The organism is Capnocytophaga cynodegmi (assembly GCF_002302475.1).
GTDB lineage: Bacteria > Bacteroidota > Bacteroidia > Flavobacteriales > Flavobacteriaceae > Capnocytophaga > Capnocytophaga cynodegmi.
Window position 1 is genome coordinate 2303821 of record NZ_CP022378.1, and the last position, 15361, is coordinate 2319181.

The 15361-nt window shown below is 34.2% G+C and carries 13 protein-coding genes and 2 tRNA genes; 12 read left to right on the top strand and 3 right to left on the bottom strand.

The window, feature by feature from the left end; all coding sequences use genetic code 11:
- Positions 1-15: 15 nt before the first annotated feature.
- Positions 16-87: transfer RNA gene (locus CGC48_RS10180), tRNA-Glu, on the bottom strand.
- Positions 88-127: 40 nt separating this feature from the next.
- Positions 128-199, bottom strand: a tRNA-Glu gene (locus CGC48_RS10185).
- A gap of 420 nt (positions 200-619) precedes the next feature.
- On the opposite strand from CGC48_RS10185, the gene nhaA reads away from it, so the two are divergent.
- The 9 genes from nhaA to trpB all read left to right on the top strand — a co-directional run bounded on the left by nhaA (position 620) and on the right by trpB (position 10949).
- Positions 620-1771, top strand: coding sequence for a Na+/H+ antiporter NhaA (gene nhaA / locus CGC48_RS10190; RefSeq protein ID WP_098029479.1), 1152 nt, complete (start codon positions 620-622; stop codon positions 1769-1771).
- A gap of 92 nt (positions 1772-1863) precedes the next feature.
- On the top strand, positions 1864-2406 hold the full coding sequence (locus tag CGC48_RS10195) for a GNAT family N-acetyltransferase (protein WP_098029480.1): 543 nt from the start codon (positions 1864-1866) through the stop codon (positions 2404-2406).
- A 70-nt stretch (positions 2407-2476) separates the two neighbouring features.
- Positions 2477-3049 carry a Crp/Fnr family transcriptional regulator gene (locus tag CGC48_RS10200; protein ID WP_098029481.1) on the top strand — a complete coding sequence of 191 codons (573 nt, stop codon included), beginning with the start codon at positions 2477-2479 and terminating at the stop codon, positions 3047-3049.
- A gap of 104 nt (positions 3050-3153) precedes the next feature.
- Complete coding sequence (locus CGC48_RS10205; RefSeq protein WP_098029482.1) at positions 3154-4545, top strand: TolC family protein; 1392 nt, start codon at positions 3154-3156, stop codon at positions 4543-4545.
- Positions 4546-4587: 42 nt separating this feature from the next.
- Complete coding sequence (locus CGC48_RS10210; RefSeq protein ID WP_098029483.1) at positions 4588-5565, top strand: HlyD family secretion protein; 978 nt, start codon at positions 4588-4590, stop codon at positions 5563-5565.
- A gap of 41 nt (positions 5566-5606) precedes the next feature.
- Positions 5607-6770, top strand: a complete 1164-nt coding sequence (locus tag CGC48_RS10215; RefSeq protein ID WP_098029484.1) for an ABC transporter permease — start codon at positions 5607-5609, stop codon at positions 6768-6770.
- The gene (locus tag CGC48_RS10220) at positions 6757-7932 is read left to right on the top strand and encodes an ABC transporter permease (RefSeq protein ID WP_098029485.1); all 1176 of its coding nucleotides are present in this window, start codon (positions 6757-6759) and stop codon (positions 7930-7932) included. Before CGC48_RS10215 ends, CGC48_RS10220 begins: the two co-directional genes overlap by 14 nt.
- A gap of 50 nt (positions 7933-7982) precedes the next feature.
- Positions 7983-9482 (top strand): polysaccharide deacetylase family protein, encoded by a 1500-nt coding sequence (locus CGC48_RS10225; RefSeq protein WP_098029486.1) that lies wholly within the window; start codon positions 7983-7985, stop codon positions 9480-9482.
- A 261-nt stretch (positions 9483-9743) separates the two neighbouring features.
- Entirely contained in the window at positions 9744-10949 is a 1206-nt protein-coding gene (gene trpB, locus CGC48_RS10230; protein ID WP_098029487.1) for a tryptophan synthase subunit beta, read from the top strand.
- A 65-nt stretch (positions 10950-11014) separates the two neighbouring features.
- Here the strand turns inward: trpB and CGC48_RS10235 are convergent, their stop codons facing one another.
- Positions 11015-12541, bottom strand: coding sequence for a catalase (locus CGC48_RS10235; protein ID WP_098029488.1), 1527 nt, complete (start codon positions 12539-12541; stop codon positions 11015-11017).
- Between the two features lie 292 nt (positions 12542-12833).
- Here CGC48_RS10235 and CGC48_RS10240 point away from each other — a divergent pair, with 292 nt between their 5' ends.
- The 3 genes from CGC48_RS10240 (at position 12834) to msrB (ending at position 15320) form a co-directional block, all read left to right on the top strand.
- Positions 12834-13385 (top strand): RNA polymerase sigma factor, encoded by a 552-nt coding sequence (locus CGC48_RS10240; protein WP_098029489.1) that lies wholly within the window; start codon positions 12834-12836, stop codon positions 13383-13385.
- Between the two features lie 362 nt (positions 13386-13747).
- Entirely contained in the window at positions 13748-14209 is a 462-nt protein-coding gene (locus CGC48_RS10250) for a DUF417 family protein (RefSeq protein ID WP_098029490.1), read from the top strand.
- A 16-nt stretch (positions 14210-14225) separates the two neighbouring features.
- Positions 14226-15320 (top strand): peptide-methionine (R)-S-oxide reductase MsrB, encoded by a 1095-nt coding sequence (gene msrB / locus CGC48_RS10255; RefSeq protein WP_098029831.1) that lies wholly within the window; start codon positions 14226-14228, stop codon positions 15318-15320.
- Positions 15321-15361: the final 41 nt, after the last annotated feature.

The following is a 15361-nucleotide window of genomic DNA, read 5'->3' on the forward strand; positions in this document are numbered from 1 at the left end:
ATATCTAAAAATTTGTAGTCCGTAGGGGAATCGAACCCCTGTTACCAGGATGAAAACCTGGCGTCCTAACCCCTAGACGAACGGACCTTAAAAAAACAAAACTATTATTCTATGTTACGAAAATTTGTAGTCCGTAGGGGAATCGAACCCCTGTTACCAGGATGAAAACCTGGCGTCCTAACCCCTAGACGAACGGACCATTTTTCTCAGAACTTACAATGTGACCCTTGCCTCATTGCGGTTGCAAATGTACAACAATTTTTTATTCCTGCAATAGTTGAAGTGAAAAAAAATATTTTTTTTAAAATTTTGGTTTTTAATTTTCTGATAATTAATGTTTTAATTTTCTTCTCAGAATGAATTATTTTTTTTAAAATATCACTAAAGTAAAAAAAAATCTTTAAGAAACAGTTTTACGAGAAACAATTGTAAGATTATTCTTTTGATTTTTTCTTCATTATGTGTTATAAAATACTTTTAAGAAATGGAAAGTGATATTGATAAATTTAAATCTATTTGCTTTATAATGTTAAATTTTTTCTTAAAATATTGCTTATTAATGTGTTTTTTCTTATGTTTGTCCCTGAATTTTTAATTTTTGATTAATATATAGATTTAGATGAAGCAAACAAAATTATTTAAGGATTTTTTTAATAGTGAAAAAGCAGGTGGAGTAGTACTTATTATTTGTACAATAGTTTCCTTACTTGTTGCAAATAGTTCTTTTGGGGATGAATATCTTGGGTTTTGGCATACTTCTTTTCAAGGACACAGCATAGCTCATTGGGTAAATGATGGATTGATGGCGATTTTCTTTTTACTTATTGGTTTGGAATTAGAAAGAGAAGTATATAAAGGTGAATTATCGAATATTAAAGATGCTCTGTTGCCTATTTTTGGAGCATTGGGAGGAATTTTGTTACCTGCAGGGATTTATCTTTTGTTCAATTTTGGTACGGAAACACAATCAGGAGCAGGAATTCCTATGGCAACGGACATTGCATTTGCACTGGGAATTTTAGCTTTACTTGGTAGTAGAGTCCCAGTTTCATTGAAGGTCTTTTTAACTGCATTAGCTGTAATTGATGATTTGGGTGCGATTATCATCATCGCTATATTTTATACTAAGGAATTGTTCTTGTCAAACCTTTTTATAGCATTGGGTATTTTTGCTTTTTTGTTGGTTTTGAATAGATTAAAAGTTAGAAATTTGATTCCATATATTATAGGTGGCGTTGTTATGTGGTATTTTATGTTACATTCGGGGGTTCACGCTACTATAACGGGTGTGTTACTTGCTTTTGCAATTCCTTTTGGAGATGGAGATGAAAAATCGACGTCGTATTTGTTACAACACTTTTTGCATAAGCCTGTTGCGTTTGTTATTCTACCAATTTTTGCTTTGGCTAACACAGCAATTTTATTCAATGGAAATATTTCAGAGACTTTAACAGAGAATTATAGTTTAGGAATATTACTCGGTTTGGTGTTGGGGAAACCTTTAGGGATATTTCTGTTAACCTATTTGGCTGTAACTTTCGGATTTTGTAAATTGCCTTCCGAATTAAATTGGAAATCTATATTTGGTGTGGGACTTTTGGGAGGAATTGGTTTTACAATGTCTATTTTTATAACGTTGTTGGCTTTTGATAATGAGTTGATTATAAATAATGCAAAACTAATCATCTTAATATCTTCATTATTGGCCGGTACTCTTGGTTTTGTTACTTTAAAATTTTCATTGAAGGCAAAAAACACCATAGAAGAATAGAGTTTTTATTGCGAACAAATTAAACACAATGATATATAAATTCACCAAGGAGATTTCATACTTAATTTCTTTGGTGAATTTTTTATTAGAATATGGAAGAAAACAAATATCAAATTCGTAAGGCTACATTCGCTGATTTTCAGGAAATCTGGAAAATTATTTTGTATGCTAAAGAAGTTCGTAAGCAAGAAGGAAGTCGGCAATGGCAAGACGGTTACCCAAATGAAAACACAATACAAAATGATATTGAAAAAGGGTACGGAAACGTGATTGTATCTGAAGGAAAATTGTTGGGATATTTTGCTTTAATTTTTGATAAAGAACCTGCTTATGAGTCAATTGAAGGAAAATGGAAAACACAAGGAGATTACGTTGTTGTCCACAGAATGGCTGTAGCTAAAGATATTAAAGGCAAAGGTATGGGGAAAAAAATCCTTCAGAAAGTAGAAGAAATGAGCATTGAAAACAATGTGTTTAGTGTGCGTATTGACACCAATTTTGATAATATTCCTATGCTTAAGATAATCGAAAAATTAGGTTATGAATATTGCGGTGAGGTCTATTTTAGAGGTGCTGCTCGTAAGGCTTTTGAAAAGAGATTAACACCTAATAAAAATTGTTACTTTACTGAATAATCAATTTATATTAATGTTTGATAAACAAAAAATCCTCATTATATTTGCGGATATAATTAACCTTTTTTAGATGAAATTAATTAACTATTTGCATCAGGAAATAAAATTGGCAAAACCTCTTTTGGAGAATGTTGATAAAATATTTGATTATCAAGAAGTTAAAAAAGGAACAGTTCTTTTTAAGGAAGGAAGTAAGTCACAACAAGTTTTCTTTTTTGAGAAGGGACTTGCACGAATGTTTTATCAGAAAGATGGCAAGGATATCACACATTTCTTTTTTTCGGAAGATATGTTTTGCCTTTCAACACAAAATATTTTTCTGCAAGAAAGACATTTTCAAAATATAGAAATACTGGAAGATAGTATTCTTAGAGTGGCTAACTTTGAAGTTATAGAGAATTACTTAGAAATAATTCCTCAGATTAATAGATTGATTTTCAAAGAATTTAGTAATTATATACAAATGTTGAATCATAAAATCTATGGTTTGCAATTTCAAACGGCAGAAGAGCGTTATTTGCACTTACTCACTCAGCACCCCAAAATTTTACAACGAGTTTCACTCGGGCATATTGCCTCTTATTTGGGAATTACACAGCAAACATTGAGTGTAATCCGTAGAGAAACAGCTAAAAATAAGTAATTTACAGAGATGTTGTTATAGTTTTATAATGTTTTTTAATAAATATTAAAAGTTTTAAACTGAACTCAAATTATTTTTGCCTCCGAATTTTCAAAAACATTTTTATGAAATATTCTTTCACAATTATTATTGGTCTATTGGCGTTTAATGTTTCTGCTCAAAGTCTCTCTTTTTCAGAGGCTTTGGATAAAATGTATGGCGGAAATCAAAAGTTAAAAGGTATTGAAAAGCAACAAGAAGCGTCGGTTTTTGAGCAAAAATCGTACAGAGGCTTATATTTCCCTCAAGTGGGGCTTACTGCCAGTTATTTACATATGAGTGACGCTTTGTATTTGGATATGAACGGAACTCGTGATAAGATAGTACAAAGCATTTCTAGTTTACCCCCATCACCGATTTTAGGGCAATTATTGGCTCCTATAATGCCTCATTTTCAGAAAGATTGGAATTATAAATTCCAAGAACCTGATATTTTCAAATTTACGGCTGACCTTAAATGGGTGTTATACGCAGGGGGAAAGATTCGTGCTGCAAACAAAGTAGGTTTTTTCAAGGCTGAAATTGCTAATGAGGAATTAGAAAAAACAGAAAACGCTCTCATTTCAGAATTGGCTGAACGCTATTTTCAAACCCAATTAGCACAATCTGCAATTGAGGTGCGTCAGAAAGCTTTAGAATCTGCTAAATCTCATTATGCTAATGCTCAGAAACTTGAAGCAAACGGAATGATTGCTCCAATCGAAACAATGCAAGCAGAAAGAGCAGTTACTGATGCTGAGAGAGAACTTCTGGCATCACAGAAAGATTTTGAACTTGCCCAAACAGCTCTTTGGGGAGTGATAGGAGGAGAGCAAGGAGCAGTTTTTACAAAACTTTCAACTGAGTTGTTCGAGGTAGGTGTACTTAAACCATTGGAGTTTTACCAACAACAAGCAAAGGAAAATTATCCAGCTATAGTTCAAGCTCGATTGAAAAAGCAAATGGCCGAGCAAAATACTAAGGTACAACAATCAGCATTTTTGCCAGATGTAGCTGTGGTGGGAAAAAAATATATTTGGGAAAAGAATTTACCTATTACTGAGCCTAATAATTGGTATGTAGGAGTTGGACTTCAATGGAATTTGTTTAATGGTTTTCAAGATAAAAATCGCATATCTCAAGCAAAATCTATTCAAGAAAGTGCTGAACTTCTAACGGCTCAAGCAGAAAAAGATATTCAAACTTTGGTTAAAAAATATTATACCGAAATACAAAAACAACAAGAACAATTACAAAGTTTAGAAAAAAGTATACGTTTTGCCGAAGAATTGGTTCGTGTACGTCAGAAATCTTTTACAGAAGGATTTAGTAATTCTACCGATGTAGCAGACGCAAATCTTTACTTAGCAGCAATCAAAATAAAACGCTATCAAGCGATGTTCGAAATGGATAAGACACTCGCACAATTGCTGGAAACTTGTGGTTTGAGTAAGGAATTCGTAAATTATGTAAAGTAATAAAAAATATTTAATATTGTTTCTATACAAAAAATTAAGATAATGAAAAGAGGAAATATAACAGGAATTATCAGTACAATAATCATTTTTCTACTTGTTATTGGAGTTTCTATTTGGATTTTTAGTAGTTCTGAACCAGTTTATTTACAGGGACAAGTAGAAGCTAAACAGATAAACGTAGCTCCTAAAGTACCAGGACGAGTGAAGACAATTTACAAGAAAGAAGGTGATTTGGTAGAAGCTGGCGATTTACTTTTGGAACTTGAAAGTACAGAACTTGATGCTAAACTTTCACAGGCTCAAGCTGCTCGATTAGCCGCTCAGGCTCAGTCTAATAAGGCACAGAAAGGAGCAAGAGCAGAACAGATACAAGGTGCTTATAACGTTTGGCAACAAGCTCAGGCAGCGGCTGATTTGGCTGAAAAAACATACCAAAGAGTAAGCAATCTTTATGAAGATAAGGTACTTCCTGCACAAAAAAAGGACGAGGCTTATACACAAATGATTGCTTTGCAAAAACAAGCACAAGCAGCTCAATCTCAGTATGAAATGGCAAAAAATGGAACTCGTTCTGAGGATAAAGAAGCCGCTCAGGCTTTGGTAGCTCAGGCTCAGGGTGTAATTACTGAGGTAGAAGCTTATAAAGAAGGTGCAAAAGTATTCGCTCCATCACGTGCTGAAATCCAAACAATTATACCTAATGAAGGTGAAATAGTAAATGCAGGTTATCCTGTTATGAATCTCATCGACCCTACAGATAAATGGGTGGTTTTCAATATTCGAGAGGATAAAATGAATCAATTTAAAATGGGAGCAAAGTTTAAAGCAATTGTTCCAGCACTAAATAATGAAACTATTGAATTGGAAGTGAAACACATAGCTCTACAAGCTGATTTTGCTACTTGGACGGCAACAAAAAGTAAAGGCGATTTCGACCGAAAAACATTTGCTATCAAGGCCTATCCAATTCGTGATGTGAAGGATTTACGTGCAGGGATGTCGGTTTTGGTTGCTGAGTAATTTGTGAGGAAAGAATTCCTTACTTCAATGATTTTCCAGTTATGAAGCATTTTTTATTTATTTTCTACAGCGAGTGGAAGAATCTTCTTTTTGCACCCAAACGGCTATTTTATGTATTAGTTTTGCCTTTGTTGCTTTTTACTCTTCTTAGTTTACTTTTCAAAAGTGAGGTACCGAGAGATTTGCCAATGGCTTACATAGATAGAGACCAAACTCAGCTTTCTTCAAAGTTAGTGGCTATGCTTGATGCCACTCCTTCTATTGAGATGGCGGTTCCTGTAACAGATGAATCGGAAGCAAAAAAACTTATCCAACAACAGAAAGTTTTTGGTTTTATAGAAATGCCTTCAGATTTTCATAAGAAAATTTTACAAGGGAATTTTCAAGAAGTCGTTTGTTATACCAATGGACAGTTTATAATGGCTTCAGGACTGATATCCAGAGATTTTCAGACAACTCTTGGTACTTTTTCGGCGGGTGTTACTATGCAAAAGAAAACTCAAAAAGGAATGCAAACTCAAAAGGCTCTCGCAGAAGCCCAGCCTATATTGATAGATGAACATGTGTTGTACAATCCTTTTACGAATAATGCTTTTTATTTGCTTACAGCCCTCCTTCCGATGATGTTACAAATGGTTGTGATGATGGTAACTGTGTATGTTCTCGGTATAGAATTTCGATATCAACAAGGAAAATATTGGCTTGAACAAAGTGGAGGAAATCCTGCTATAGCATTGATAGGTAAATTATTACCCTACACAATTACTCTGTTTTTTGTAGCTTGTTGGATGAATTTTCTGTTGTTCAAACTTGTGGGAGCTCCTTTGCAAACAAGTATGTTTTCGGTAACTTTGATGACTTGTCTTTTGGTAATAGTTTATCAAATAATCGGAATTACGATTGCTTCTGTTATCCCAGATTTTCGTACAGCACTTACCATTGGAAGCGGATTTACAGCTATTGCCTTTTCTTTTTCAGTTTATACATTTCCTGTGGAAGGATTACCCGCTTCAATGCAGTATTTAGCCAACGTGTTTCCGTTTACGCACTTTTTGGAATATTATGTAAACAGAGCAGTTAAGGGAACACCTTTCTTATTTACTTGGAAACCAATAGTATCGTTGAGTCTTTTTGTGTTGTTATTTGTGTGGGGATACGGAAAATTTGTAAAAATGATTAAAAAAGGAGGATATGAAAAAGCTTAATGACTATTCACAGGCATTTATGAAAACGTTTTTCTGGGAATGGAAATACATTTTCAGAGACAAAGCGGTGTTCTCATCTTTCATTTTAGTCGCTGTTTTGGTTTCTTTTTTGTATACATATTTGTATTCAAGAGAAACTTTACAAGAATTACCTATAGGAATAGTAGATGAAGACAATACAGCCAGTAGTAGGCAATTTTTACGTATGTTAGATGCTACAAGTCAAGTAGTTATTACTGGTTCGTATGCAAACTTGCAAGAAGCTGAACAAGAATTTAAAAAACAGCATATTAGAGGTATTGTAATTGTACCAAAAGATTTTAATAAAGATTTGCAACGAGGAGAGCAACCTGTAGTTTCGGTTTTCACAGATGCTTCATACTTATTGTACTACAAACAAGTATTGACTGCAACAAAAATGAGTGCCACTTATATGAATGTAGGGGTACAACTTAAAAAAACAGCATCACAAGGAAAACTTCCTTCACAAGCCAAAGATGATGCTCTTGCAGTAGGGGGCAAGGTGGTTAGTTTGTATAATCCTTCATTAGGATATGCTACATTTTTGATTCCTGCGGTTTTGGTAATTATTTTCCAAACGACAATCCTAACCGCAATAGGAATTTTAGGTGGGACAATGCGTGAAGAAAGAAAATTTCACAAACTTTATGCAAATTCGGAAGGATTTATCGGTTCCTTATTTATAGTAATGGGAAAGGCAACCGCATATCTGATTATTGGATTAATAATTCTTCTGATGATGTTAGGTATTGTGATGCCAATCTTTGGAATCCCAATGCGTGGTAATTTCCTTTCTGTGGTAGCGTATATGATACCTTTTCTGTTGGCTGTGGTGTTTTTAGGCATTTCTTTGGTTAATTTTTTCAAAAGAAGAGAAGATGCCATATTATTGGTAATGTACACTTCCATACCTTCTATACTTTTAATTGGTATTGCGTGGCCTCCACAAGCGATGCCTCAGTGGTTGGAGAAATTTAGTTATCTTATTCCCACCACATTAGGAGCAAAAGGCTTTGTGTCATTAACTCAAATGGGGGCAACTTTGCCGACAATACAAAATTTTTGGTTTGGAATGTGGGCATTATGTATTCTTTATTTAGTACTTGCGGTTTTCTCTATCAGAAAAATGATAAAAGAATAAAGAATTTTATTATTTTTGCCTAGTATTTTTACTATCACAGAAAAAAGAAAATGAAAAAGAAATTATTATCAATAAGCCTTCTTGTTGCTCTGATTTTTTCAGGTTGCAATAATACCAAAACGAAAACCAATGCGTCTGATGAAAATTCAGAGACTAATGCAGAAATCACTGAATTTGTGCCACTTCCTGAAGAAACTATCATTACCAATTCCGAAGATGATATTCAGGTTTACACCGTTAAAATTGGCAATGACCCCGAAAAAAGCCATTTAACAGCTTCATTTCCAGTTACAGCGTATGAGTTTGTAAATCAAAGTGAGAAAGCTTTTACTGAAACTCTTGTAAACGAATTTAAACAAACTTTCAAGGAAGACCGAAATAAGGAATCTGTATCCAGTTTGGATTTTAATCAACACTTTGAAGTTAAATATCATTCAGCAGATTTTCTTATATTTCTTCACGAGAGAAATGTTTCTTACGGAAATACTTACGATGATTCTTTCATTGTTTCGGCTTTCGATTTGAAAAATAAAAAGAAACTTCAACCTAAAGATTTTTTCAAAAATGAAGCAAGTTTTGAACAATTTGCACAAGAAATGAAAAATATAGGTCGCGATTTGCTGAAAAAACGCATACAAGAATCTTCAAGTTATGCCAATGATGAGGAGCGAAATGAAGTGTTGCAATCGTTGGAAGAAGCTCTGACAGAAGGAACACTTCCTAACGAAAAAAACTACGACGGATTGTTCTTTGATGAGAAAGGCGATTGGTATGTTCTTTTCGATAAATATCAGATTGCCAGTGGCTCAATGGGAGATTTCACAATACAAGTTCCGAAAGATATCATTGAAAAGTATGTTAGCGACACTTTCTTGCAAATTTTCAAAAAAGAAGAAAGTAGCACTCAAATTTCTGATATAAATATTTCTAAACCAACATATTCAGAAGTAGATTGCTCGAAAGTTCCGTGTGTGGCACTTACTTTTGATGACGGACCTTCGGTGTATACCTCACAGCTTTTGGACGCTTTAAAGGAGGAAGATGTAAAGGCTACTTTTTTCGTATTAGGGAAGTCGGCATCGGTTCAAAAACAGACACTTAAGCGTATGGCAGAAGAGGGGCATAACATCGGTAATCATTCGTATGACCACAAAGATTTTCGTAAAATTTCAGACGAGGAAGCATTACGACAAATCAATCTTACCGATGAGATTGTGTCAGGAATCACGGGTGAAAAACCACGATATTTCCGATTTCCGTATGGGGCTCATACTAAGGAAAATTTGGCAATGGTGGGCAGACCTGTAATTATGTGGAATGTTGACCCTCTCGACTGGAAATACCGTGAGGCAAGTCGTGTAGCTGAAGCTATGTCAAAAACTTCACCGCAAGGGATTATTTTAGCTCACGACATTCATAAAAGTACGGTACAGGCAATTCCACAAGTAATTAAAAATTTAAAATCGCAAGGCTATCATATTGTGTCACTTGATGATTTATTCCGCCAGAAAGAATTGAAAAACGGACAAACCTATTCCAGCGGAAGATAGTATTATCAGAAGAAAAATACTCCAAAAAGTTTGAGTAATATGAAAAAAATTATACCTTTGCGTTCTGATACAAATACAAGAATATAGTGAGTTTTATTGATGTAAATAATGTTTGGTGGAGCAGTCACAATCTTATGAGGAGGAAGTGTGATTGATTTTTTGTGTCTATATAAAATTTAACAAAATATAAAAGTCATGAGGATACTTCCTGATGGCTTTTTTTACATTTATTATTTAAGAAAAAAATATTAAATTTAAGATATGGAGAATAATCATTTTGAAAATCAGGGAATTATTAAGGTGTCGCCATTAGCTGAAATGCTGAATTATCAAGGTCATTATGGAGAATATGGAGGGACTTATGTACCACCATCATTGGAAAGTAAATTGAAAGAACTCAGTGATTTTTTTGATAAAATCACTAAATCGGTTGATTTCCAAGAAGAATTTGTTGAAATATTAAAAGATTTTGTAGGCAGACCATCTTCTCTTTATTTGGCTAAGAACTTAAGCAAATATGTTGGAGCTAAAATTTATCTCAAACGTGAAGATTTAAATCATACAGGTTCGCACAAAATCAACAATGCGATTGGGCAAATTCTGGTAGCTCAAAAAATGGGAGTTAAAGAGATTATTGCAGAAACAGGAGCGGGGCAACACGGAGTGGCAACAGCTACAGTATGTGCTTTTTTGGGGCTGAAATGTAAGATTTTTATGGGAGCAGTAGATATAAAACGTCAAGCTCTAAATGTACGTCGTATGCAGAATTTAGGAGCAGAGGTAATAGCTTGTACATCAGGAAATCAGACGTTGAAAGATGCTGTTGATGAGGCTCTGAAATATTACATTGAGAATCCAGAAAGCTATTATTTACTTGGCTCACACGTAGGACCTCACCCTTATCCTAAAATGGTAGGATATTTTCAGAGTGTGATTGGAAATGAGGCTAAACAACAAATTCTTCAAAAGGAAGGTCGTTTACCAGATAGTATAATTGCTTGTTTGGGAGGAGGATCTAATGCAATAGGCTTATTTTCAGCTTTTTTAGAAGATAAGGAAGTTAAGATTTATGGAGCAGAAGGTGGAGGGGAAGATACTCCGCATAACACAGCAGCAACACTTAACTATGGAAAACCAATTGTTTTTCAGGGGTCGTATTCTTATTGCTTAGTTGATAATAATGAAACTCCAATTGCTTCAAAATCAATTGCTGCAGGATTGGATTATCCTGGTATTAGTCCGCAACACGCTTACTTAAAAGACACAAAAAGAGTAGAATATCATTCTGTCACTGATAAAGAAGCCATTGAAGCCTACAAACTTTTATCTCGTTTGGAAGGGATTACACCAGCTATTGAGTCTTCTCACGCTGTGGCGTTGGCAATGAAATTAATGAAAGATACAAATCAATTAGTGATTGTAAATCTTTCAGGTAGAGGAGATAAAGATTTAGAGCGTGATGTGTAATATACCATTACATATTAAACAAAAAAGGAATCGAAATTTTCGATTCCTTTTTTATTTGGAGTTATTTATTTATGTCCGAATGGACATTCCATTTTTTTATGAGCTACAGGACCTAAGTTTAGTGCTGGATGTTCGTATTTCAATACTTCTTCCATTGTAAGACCAAGTGCATCAGCTACTCCTTTTGCGTAAGCTGGGTCAGCGTGATAGCAATTGCGGATGTGTCTTATTTGAATGAATTTTTGAGCAGGGCCGATGGCTCTTGCCGTATTTTCAAATAAGGCTTTTTTCTGTTCTTCATTCATCAATTGGAATAATTTACGTGGTTGTGTGAAATAATCATCGTCATCTTCACGAAAATCGTAATTGTACGCATCTCCATCAATTCTCAATGCAGGTTCTTGGAACTCTTTTTGCTCTTGCCACACACCAAAGCTATTCGGCTCGTAATGTTTTGTAGAACCATAATTTCCGTCTACTCGCATAGCCCCATCTCTGTGATATCCGTGTACAGGACATTTAGGAGCGTTTACTGGAATTTGGTTATGATTTACTCCCAAACGATAGCGATGTGAGTCTCCATAAGAGAACAAGCGACCTTGTAACATTCTATCAGGAGAGAAACCAATTCCAGGAACCACATTGGCAGGGCTGAAAGCAGATTGCTCTACTTCGGCAAAGTAATTTTCAGGGTTTCTGTTAAGTTCAAACTCTCCAACAGGGATTAAAGGGAAATCTTTCTTGTACCAAACTTTGGTCAAATCGAACGGATTATAGTCCAAATTACGAGCTTGTTCTTCGGTCATAATTTGCACGAACATTTTCCATTTCGGGAAGTTTCCATTTTCGATGGCTTCGTACAAATCTTTTTGATGTGACTCTCTGTCCATTCCCACTAATTTAGCAGCTTCTTCATCGGTTAGATTTTCGATGCCTTGTTGTGAAATTAAGTGGAATTTCACCCAATGACGCACACCTTCTTTGTTGATGAAAGAAAATGTGTGGCTACCAAATCCGTGCATTGTTCTGTATGATTTTGGAATACCACGGTCACTCATCACGATAGTTACTTGGTGAAGAGCCTCAGGAAGAAGTGTCCAAAAATCCCAGTTATTGTCAGCAGAACGCATATTGGTACGTGGGTCACGTTTTACGGCGTGATTTAAGTCAGGGAATTTCAAAGGGTCACGGAAGAAGAATACAGGTGTGTTATTCCCTACCAAATCCCAGTTTCCTTGGTCAGTGTAGAATTTCATTGCAAAACCACGGATATCACGCTCAGCATCAGCTGCTCCACGCTCTCCAGCAACGGTAGAAAAACGTACGAACATTGGCGTTTCTTTCCCAATTTCAGCAAAAATAGATGCTTTTGTGTACTTGGTAATGTCGTGAGTTACTCTAAAAGTTCCGTAAGCTCCTGAACCTTTGGCGTGCATTACACGCTCAGGAATTACTTGGCGGTCAAAATGAGCCAATTTTTCTAAAAACCAGATGTCTTGCAAAAGAGCTGGTCCTCTTTTACCCGCAGTCATTGTGTCTTGATTGTTCGCTACGGGAGCTCCTGTTGATGTTGTCAGTTTGTTGTTGTTCATTTTATTCTCTATTTGTTTTTATGATGCAAAGATAGTGTTATATTATGAATGAAAAGTATTTTATTTGAGTGTTATTTTTTATATTAAAATAGATTTTTCTTATATAAATAAAATATATTTATAGTTTTTTATGATAGTTTCTGATTTTCAAATAAATATAAAATCAATCATAGTTGTTAAAATTGAAAATAATTGGAGAATTCTTTTTAAAAAGTTACTTTTGTATTGAATTTATAAAATTAGTCTCTAAAGGATAAATTTTTTTAATTATTGAGAAAATAAACTAAAACAGGTGAAGCTAAAGGAAGAACAAATAACCGAGTGGATTGAAAAGTATTCAGAACCATTACTCAATAGGGCTTTATATTTGGTTTCGGATAAAGAAGATGCTGCAGATATTGTGCAAGAGGTTTTTGTTGTGGCATATACTACTTTTGATTCTTTTCAGGGTAAAAGCAGTCCGCTTACTTGGTTACATAGTATTCTTCGTAATAAAATAGCAGATTTTTACCGGAACAAGTATAAAAATCCTGTGAATACGAGTCTTTCTGAATTTTTTGATGAAGATGGAATGTGGACAGACCAAAGCGTTTTAAACTTTTGGCAGGAAATTCCTGAAAATACTTCGGAAAGTGAATATTTTTCACAATCTCTGGATGATTGTATTGAAAAATTACCGCCACGTTGGAAAATTCTTGTAAAACTTTATTATCTGGAGGAGAAAAAGGCAGAAGCAGTTTGTCAGGAAATGGAAATTTCAACGACTAATCTTTGGAAAATATTGCAACGAAGCCGTTTGCAGCTCAGAAAATGTTTAGAAATAAATTGGTTTGGAAATGTTTAGTAGCATCATACATTATTTAATATTGCCTTGTAGTGAAATTTCATTACTCATTGAGAAGAAAATGGCGGGACGACTTTCTTTTCTTGAGAAAATACGCCTTTCGTTACATTTGAGAGTTTGTCGCTTATGTAAAATGTATCACAAAAAAGTGATGTTTTTGGATAAATCACTTCAAAATACGGAAATTAATTCAAAAAAAACTTCTTTTCATAATTCTGAAATACAGTTGTTTAAAGATAAAATGAAAGAAAATTTAAAAAAATAGTTCTTTTTTTGTCAGGTTTTTGAAAAGTTTACGACTATGGTAATGTACGATTAATCATACATTCTTATAAATTGTAACTTTTTAATAATTTAATCAGATGGAAAAACAAACTTCAAATTGTCTGTTGTCAGATGAAAAAATCTATAAAGTAGGTTATTATGTATCTCTTTTCGGAACGGCCTTATTATTGCTTTGGATAGGAATTTTTAAATTTACAACGGCTGAAGCCAATGCAGTAAAGCCTTTGATTGAAAATCATTTTCTAACATTTTGGGTATACAATTTGATGAGTGTACAAACAGTTTCAAATATTGTTGGTGCCATTGAAATTATGTTGGCTTTACTACTTTTATTTAGCCCATTTTTTCCAAAATTGGGGAGATACGCCGCTTATGGAATGATAGTAACATTTTTAGTGACAATTAGTTATTTGTTCACAACTCCGAATATGTGGCGAAAAGTAGAGTGGATGCCCGTTACGGATTTTTTTATACTTAAAGACGTTGTTTTATTGGGATTTAGCTTGATGCTAGTTAAAGAAACAAATAAAAATAATTAAATAAATGAATATCAATATGAGAAATATAACTACTTTTATGGCGGTAATGCCTTTAATGATTTTACTTACAAGTCAATGTAAAACCTCAAAAGATTCGATGAAAGTACAACAAAGTATGAAAATAGAAACAATGAATGATAAAAAGAATATGAAAGAAATTTATTTTGCAGGAGGCTGTTTCTGGGGAACAGAGCACTTCTTTAAGCAAATTCGTGGTGTGGCTGCCACTCAGGTAGGATATGCAAATGGAAATACGCAAAAACCAAGTTACGAAGAAGTTTACACAGATAAAACAGGGTTCACTGAAACGGTAAAAGTTATTTATGACCCTAAACAAGTTGATTTACAGCTGCTTTTGGATTTGTTTTATGAAACTATTGACCCTACAAGTTTAAATAAACAAGGGAATGATATTGGAACACGCTATCGCACAGGAATTTATACTATTGATGATTCAGATAGAGAGATGATTACCAAATCTCTTAATGAGTTGGCTTCCAAGTACAATCAGCCAATTGTGGTGGAAAATCTACCATTGAAAAACTTTTATGATGCGGAGGAATATCATCAGAATTATTTGGATAAAAATCCTGGAGGGTATTGTCACATCAATCCTAAATTATTCCAAATGGCAAAAGAAGCTAATCCGATGGAAAAATCAAACCCAATGCAATACGAAAAACCGAATGACGAAGTTTTGAAAGAAAAACTTACTGAAATTCAGTATAATGTAACTCAGAAAAACGCTACTGAACGTCCTTTTCACAATGAATACTGGAATGAATTTCGTGAAGGAATTTATGTAGATATTACTACAGGTGAGCCACTTTTTATTTCAACAGATAAATTCGATGCTGGATGTGGTTGGCCAAGTTTCTCAAAACCGATTGATAAAAAACTTATTGCCGAAAAAATGGATAAATCACACGGAATGACTCGAATAGAGGTACGAAGCAAAACAGGTGATGCTCATTTGGGACACGTTTTTACTGACGGACCTTCTGATAAAGGCGGATTGCGTTACTGTATCAATAGTGCTTCTTTGCGTTTTATTCCAAAAGATGAAATGAAAAAAGAGGGTTATGGCGATTATTTGGATTTGTTGAAATAATTATTGGAGAGAAACAAACGAAAAAGGACGGAAATTTATGA

Bases quoted from the DNA above. Each gene is read 5' to 3' on its own strand.
- nhaA (WP_098029479.1), top strand. From the start codon at position 620: ATGAAGCAAACAAAATTATTTAAGGATTTTTTTAATAGTGAAAAAGCA.
- CGC48_RS10195 (WP_098029480.1), top strand. From the start codon at position 1,864: ATGGAAGAAAACAAATATCAAATTCGTAAGGCTACATTCGCTGATTTT.
- CGC48_RS10200 (WP_098029481.1), top strand. From the start codon at position 2,477: ATGAAATTAATTAACTATTTGCATCAGGAAATAAAATTGGCAAAACCT.
- CGC48_RS10205 (WP_098029482.1), top strand. From the start codon at position 3,154: ATGAAATATTCTTTCACAATTATTATTGGTCTATTGGCGTTTAATGTT.
- CGC48_RS10210 (WP_098029483.1), top strand. From the start codon at position 4,588: ATGAAAAGAGGAAATATAACAGGAATTATCAGTACAATAATCATTTTT.
- CGC48_RS10215 (WP_098029484.1), top strand. From the start codon at position 5,607: ATGAAGCATTTTTTATTTATTTTCTACAGCGAGTGGAAGAATCTTCTT.
- CGC48_RS10220 (WP_098029485.1), top strand. From the start codon at position 6,757: ATGAAAAAGCTTAATGACTATTCACAGGCATTTATGAAAACGTTTTTC.
- CGC48_RS10225 (WP_098029486.1), top strand. From the start codon at position 7,983: ATGAAAAAGAAATTATTATCAATAAGCCTTCTTGTTGCTCTGATTTTT.
- trpB (WP_098029487.1), top strand. From the start codon at position 9,744: ATGGAGAATAATCATTTTGAAAATCAGGGAATTATTAAGGTGTCGCCA.
- CGC48_RS10235 (WP_098029488.1), bottom strand. From the start codon at position 12,541: ATGAACAACAACAAACTGACAACATCAACAGGAGCTCCCGTAGCGAAC.
- CGC48_RS10250 (WP_098029490.1), top strand. From the start codon at position 13,748: ATGGAAAAACAAACTTCAAATTGTCTGTTGTCAGATGAAAAAATCTAT.
- msrB (WP_098029831.1), top strand. From the start codon at position 14,226: ATGAGAAATATAACTACTTTTATGGCGGTAATGCCTTTAATGATTTTA.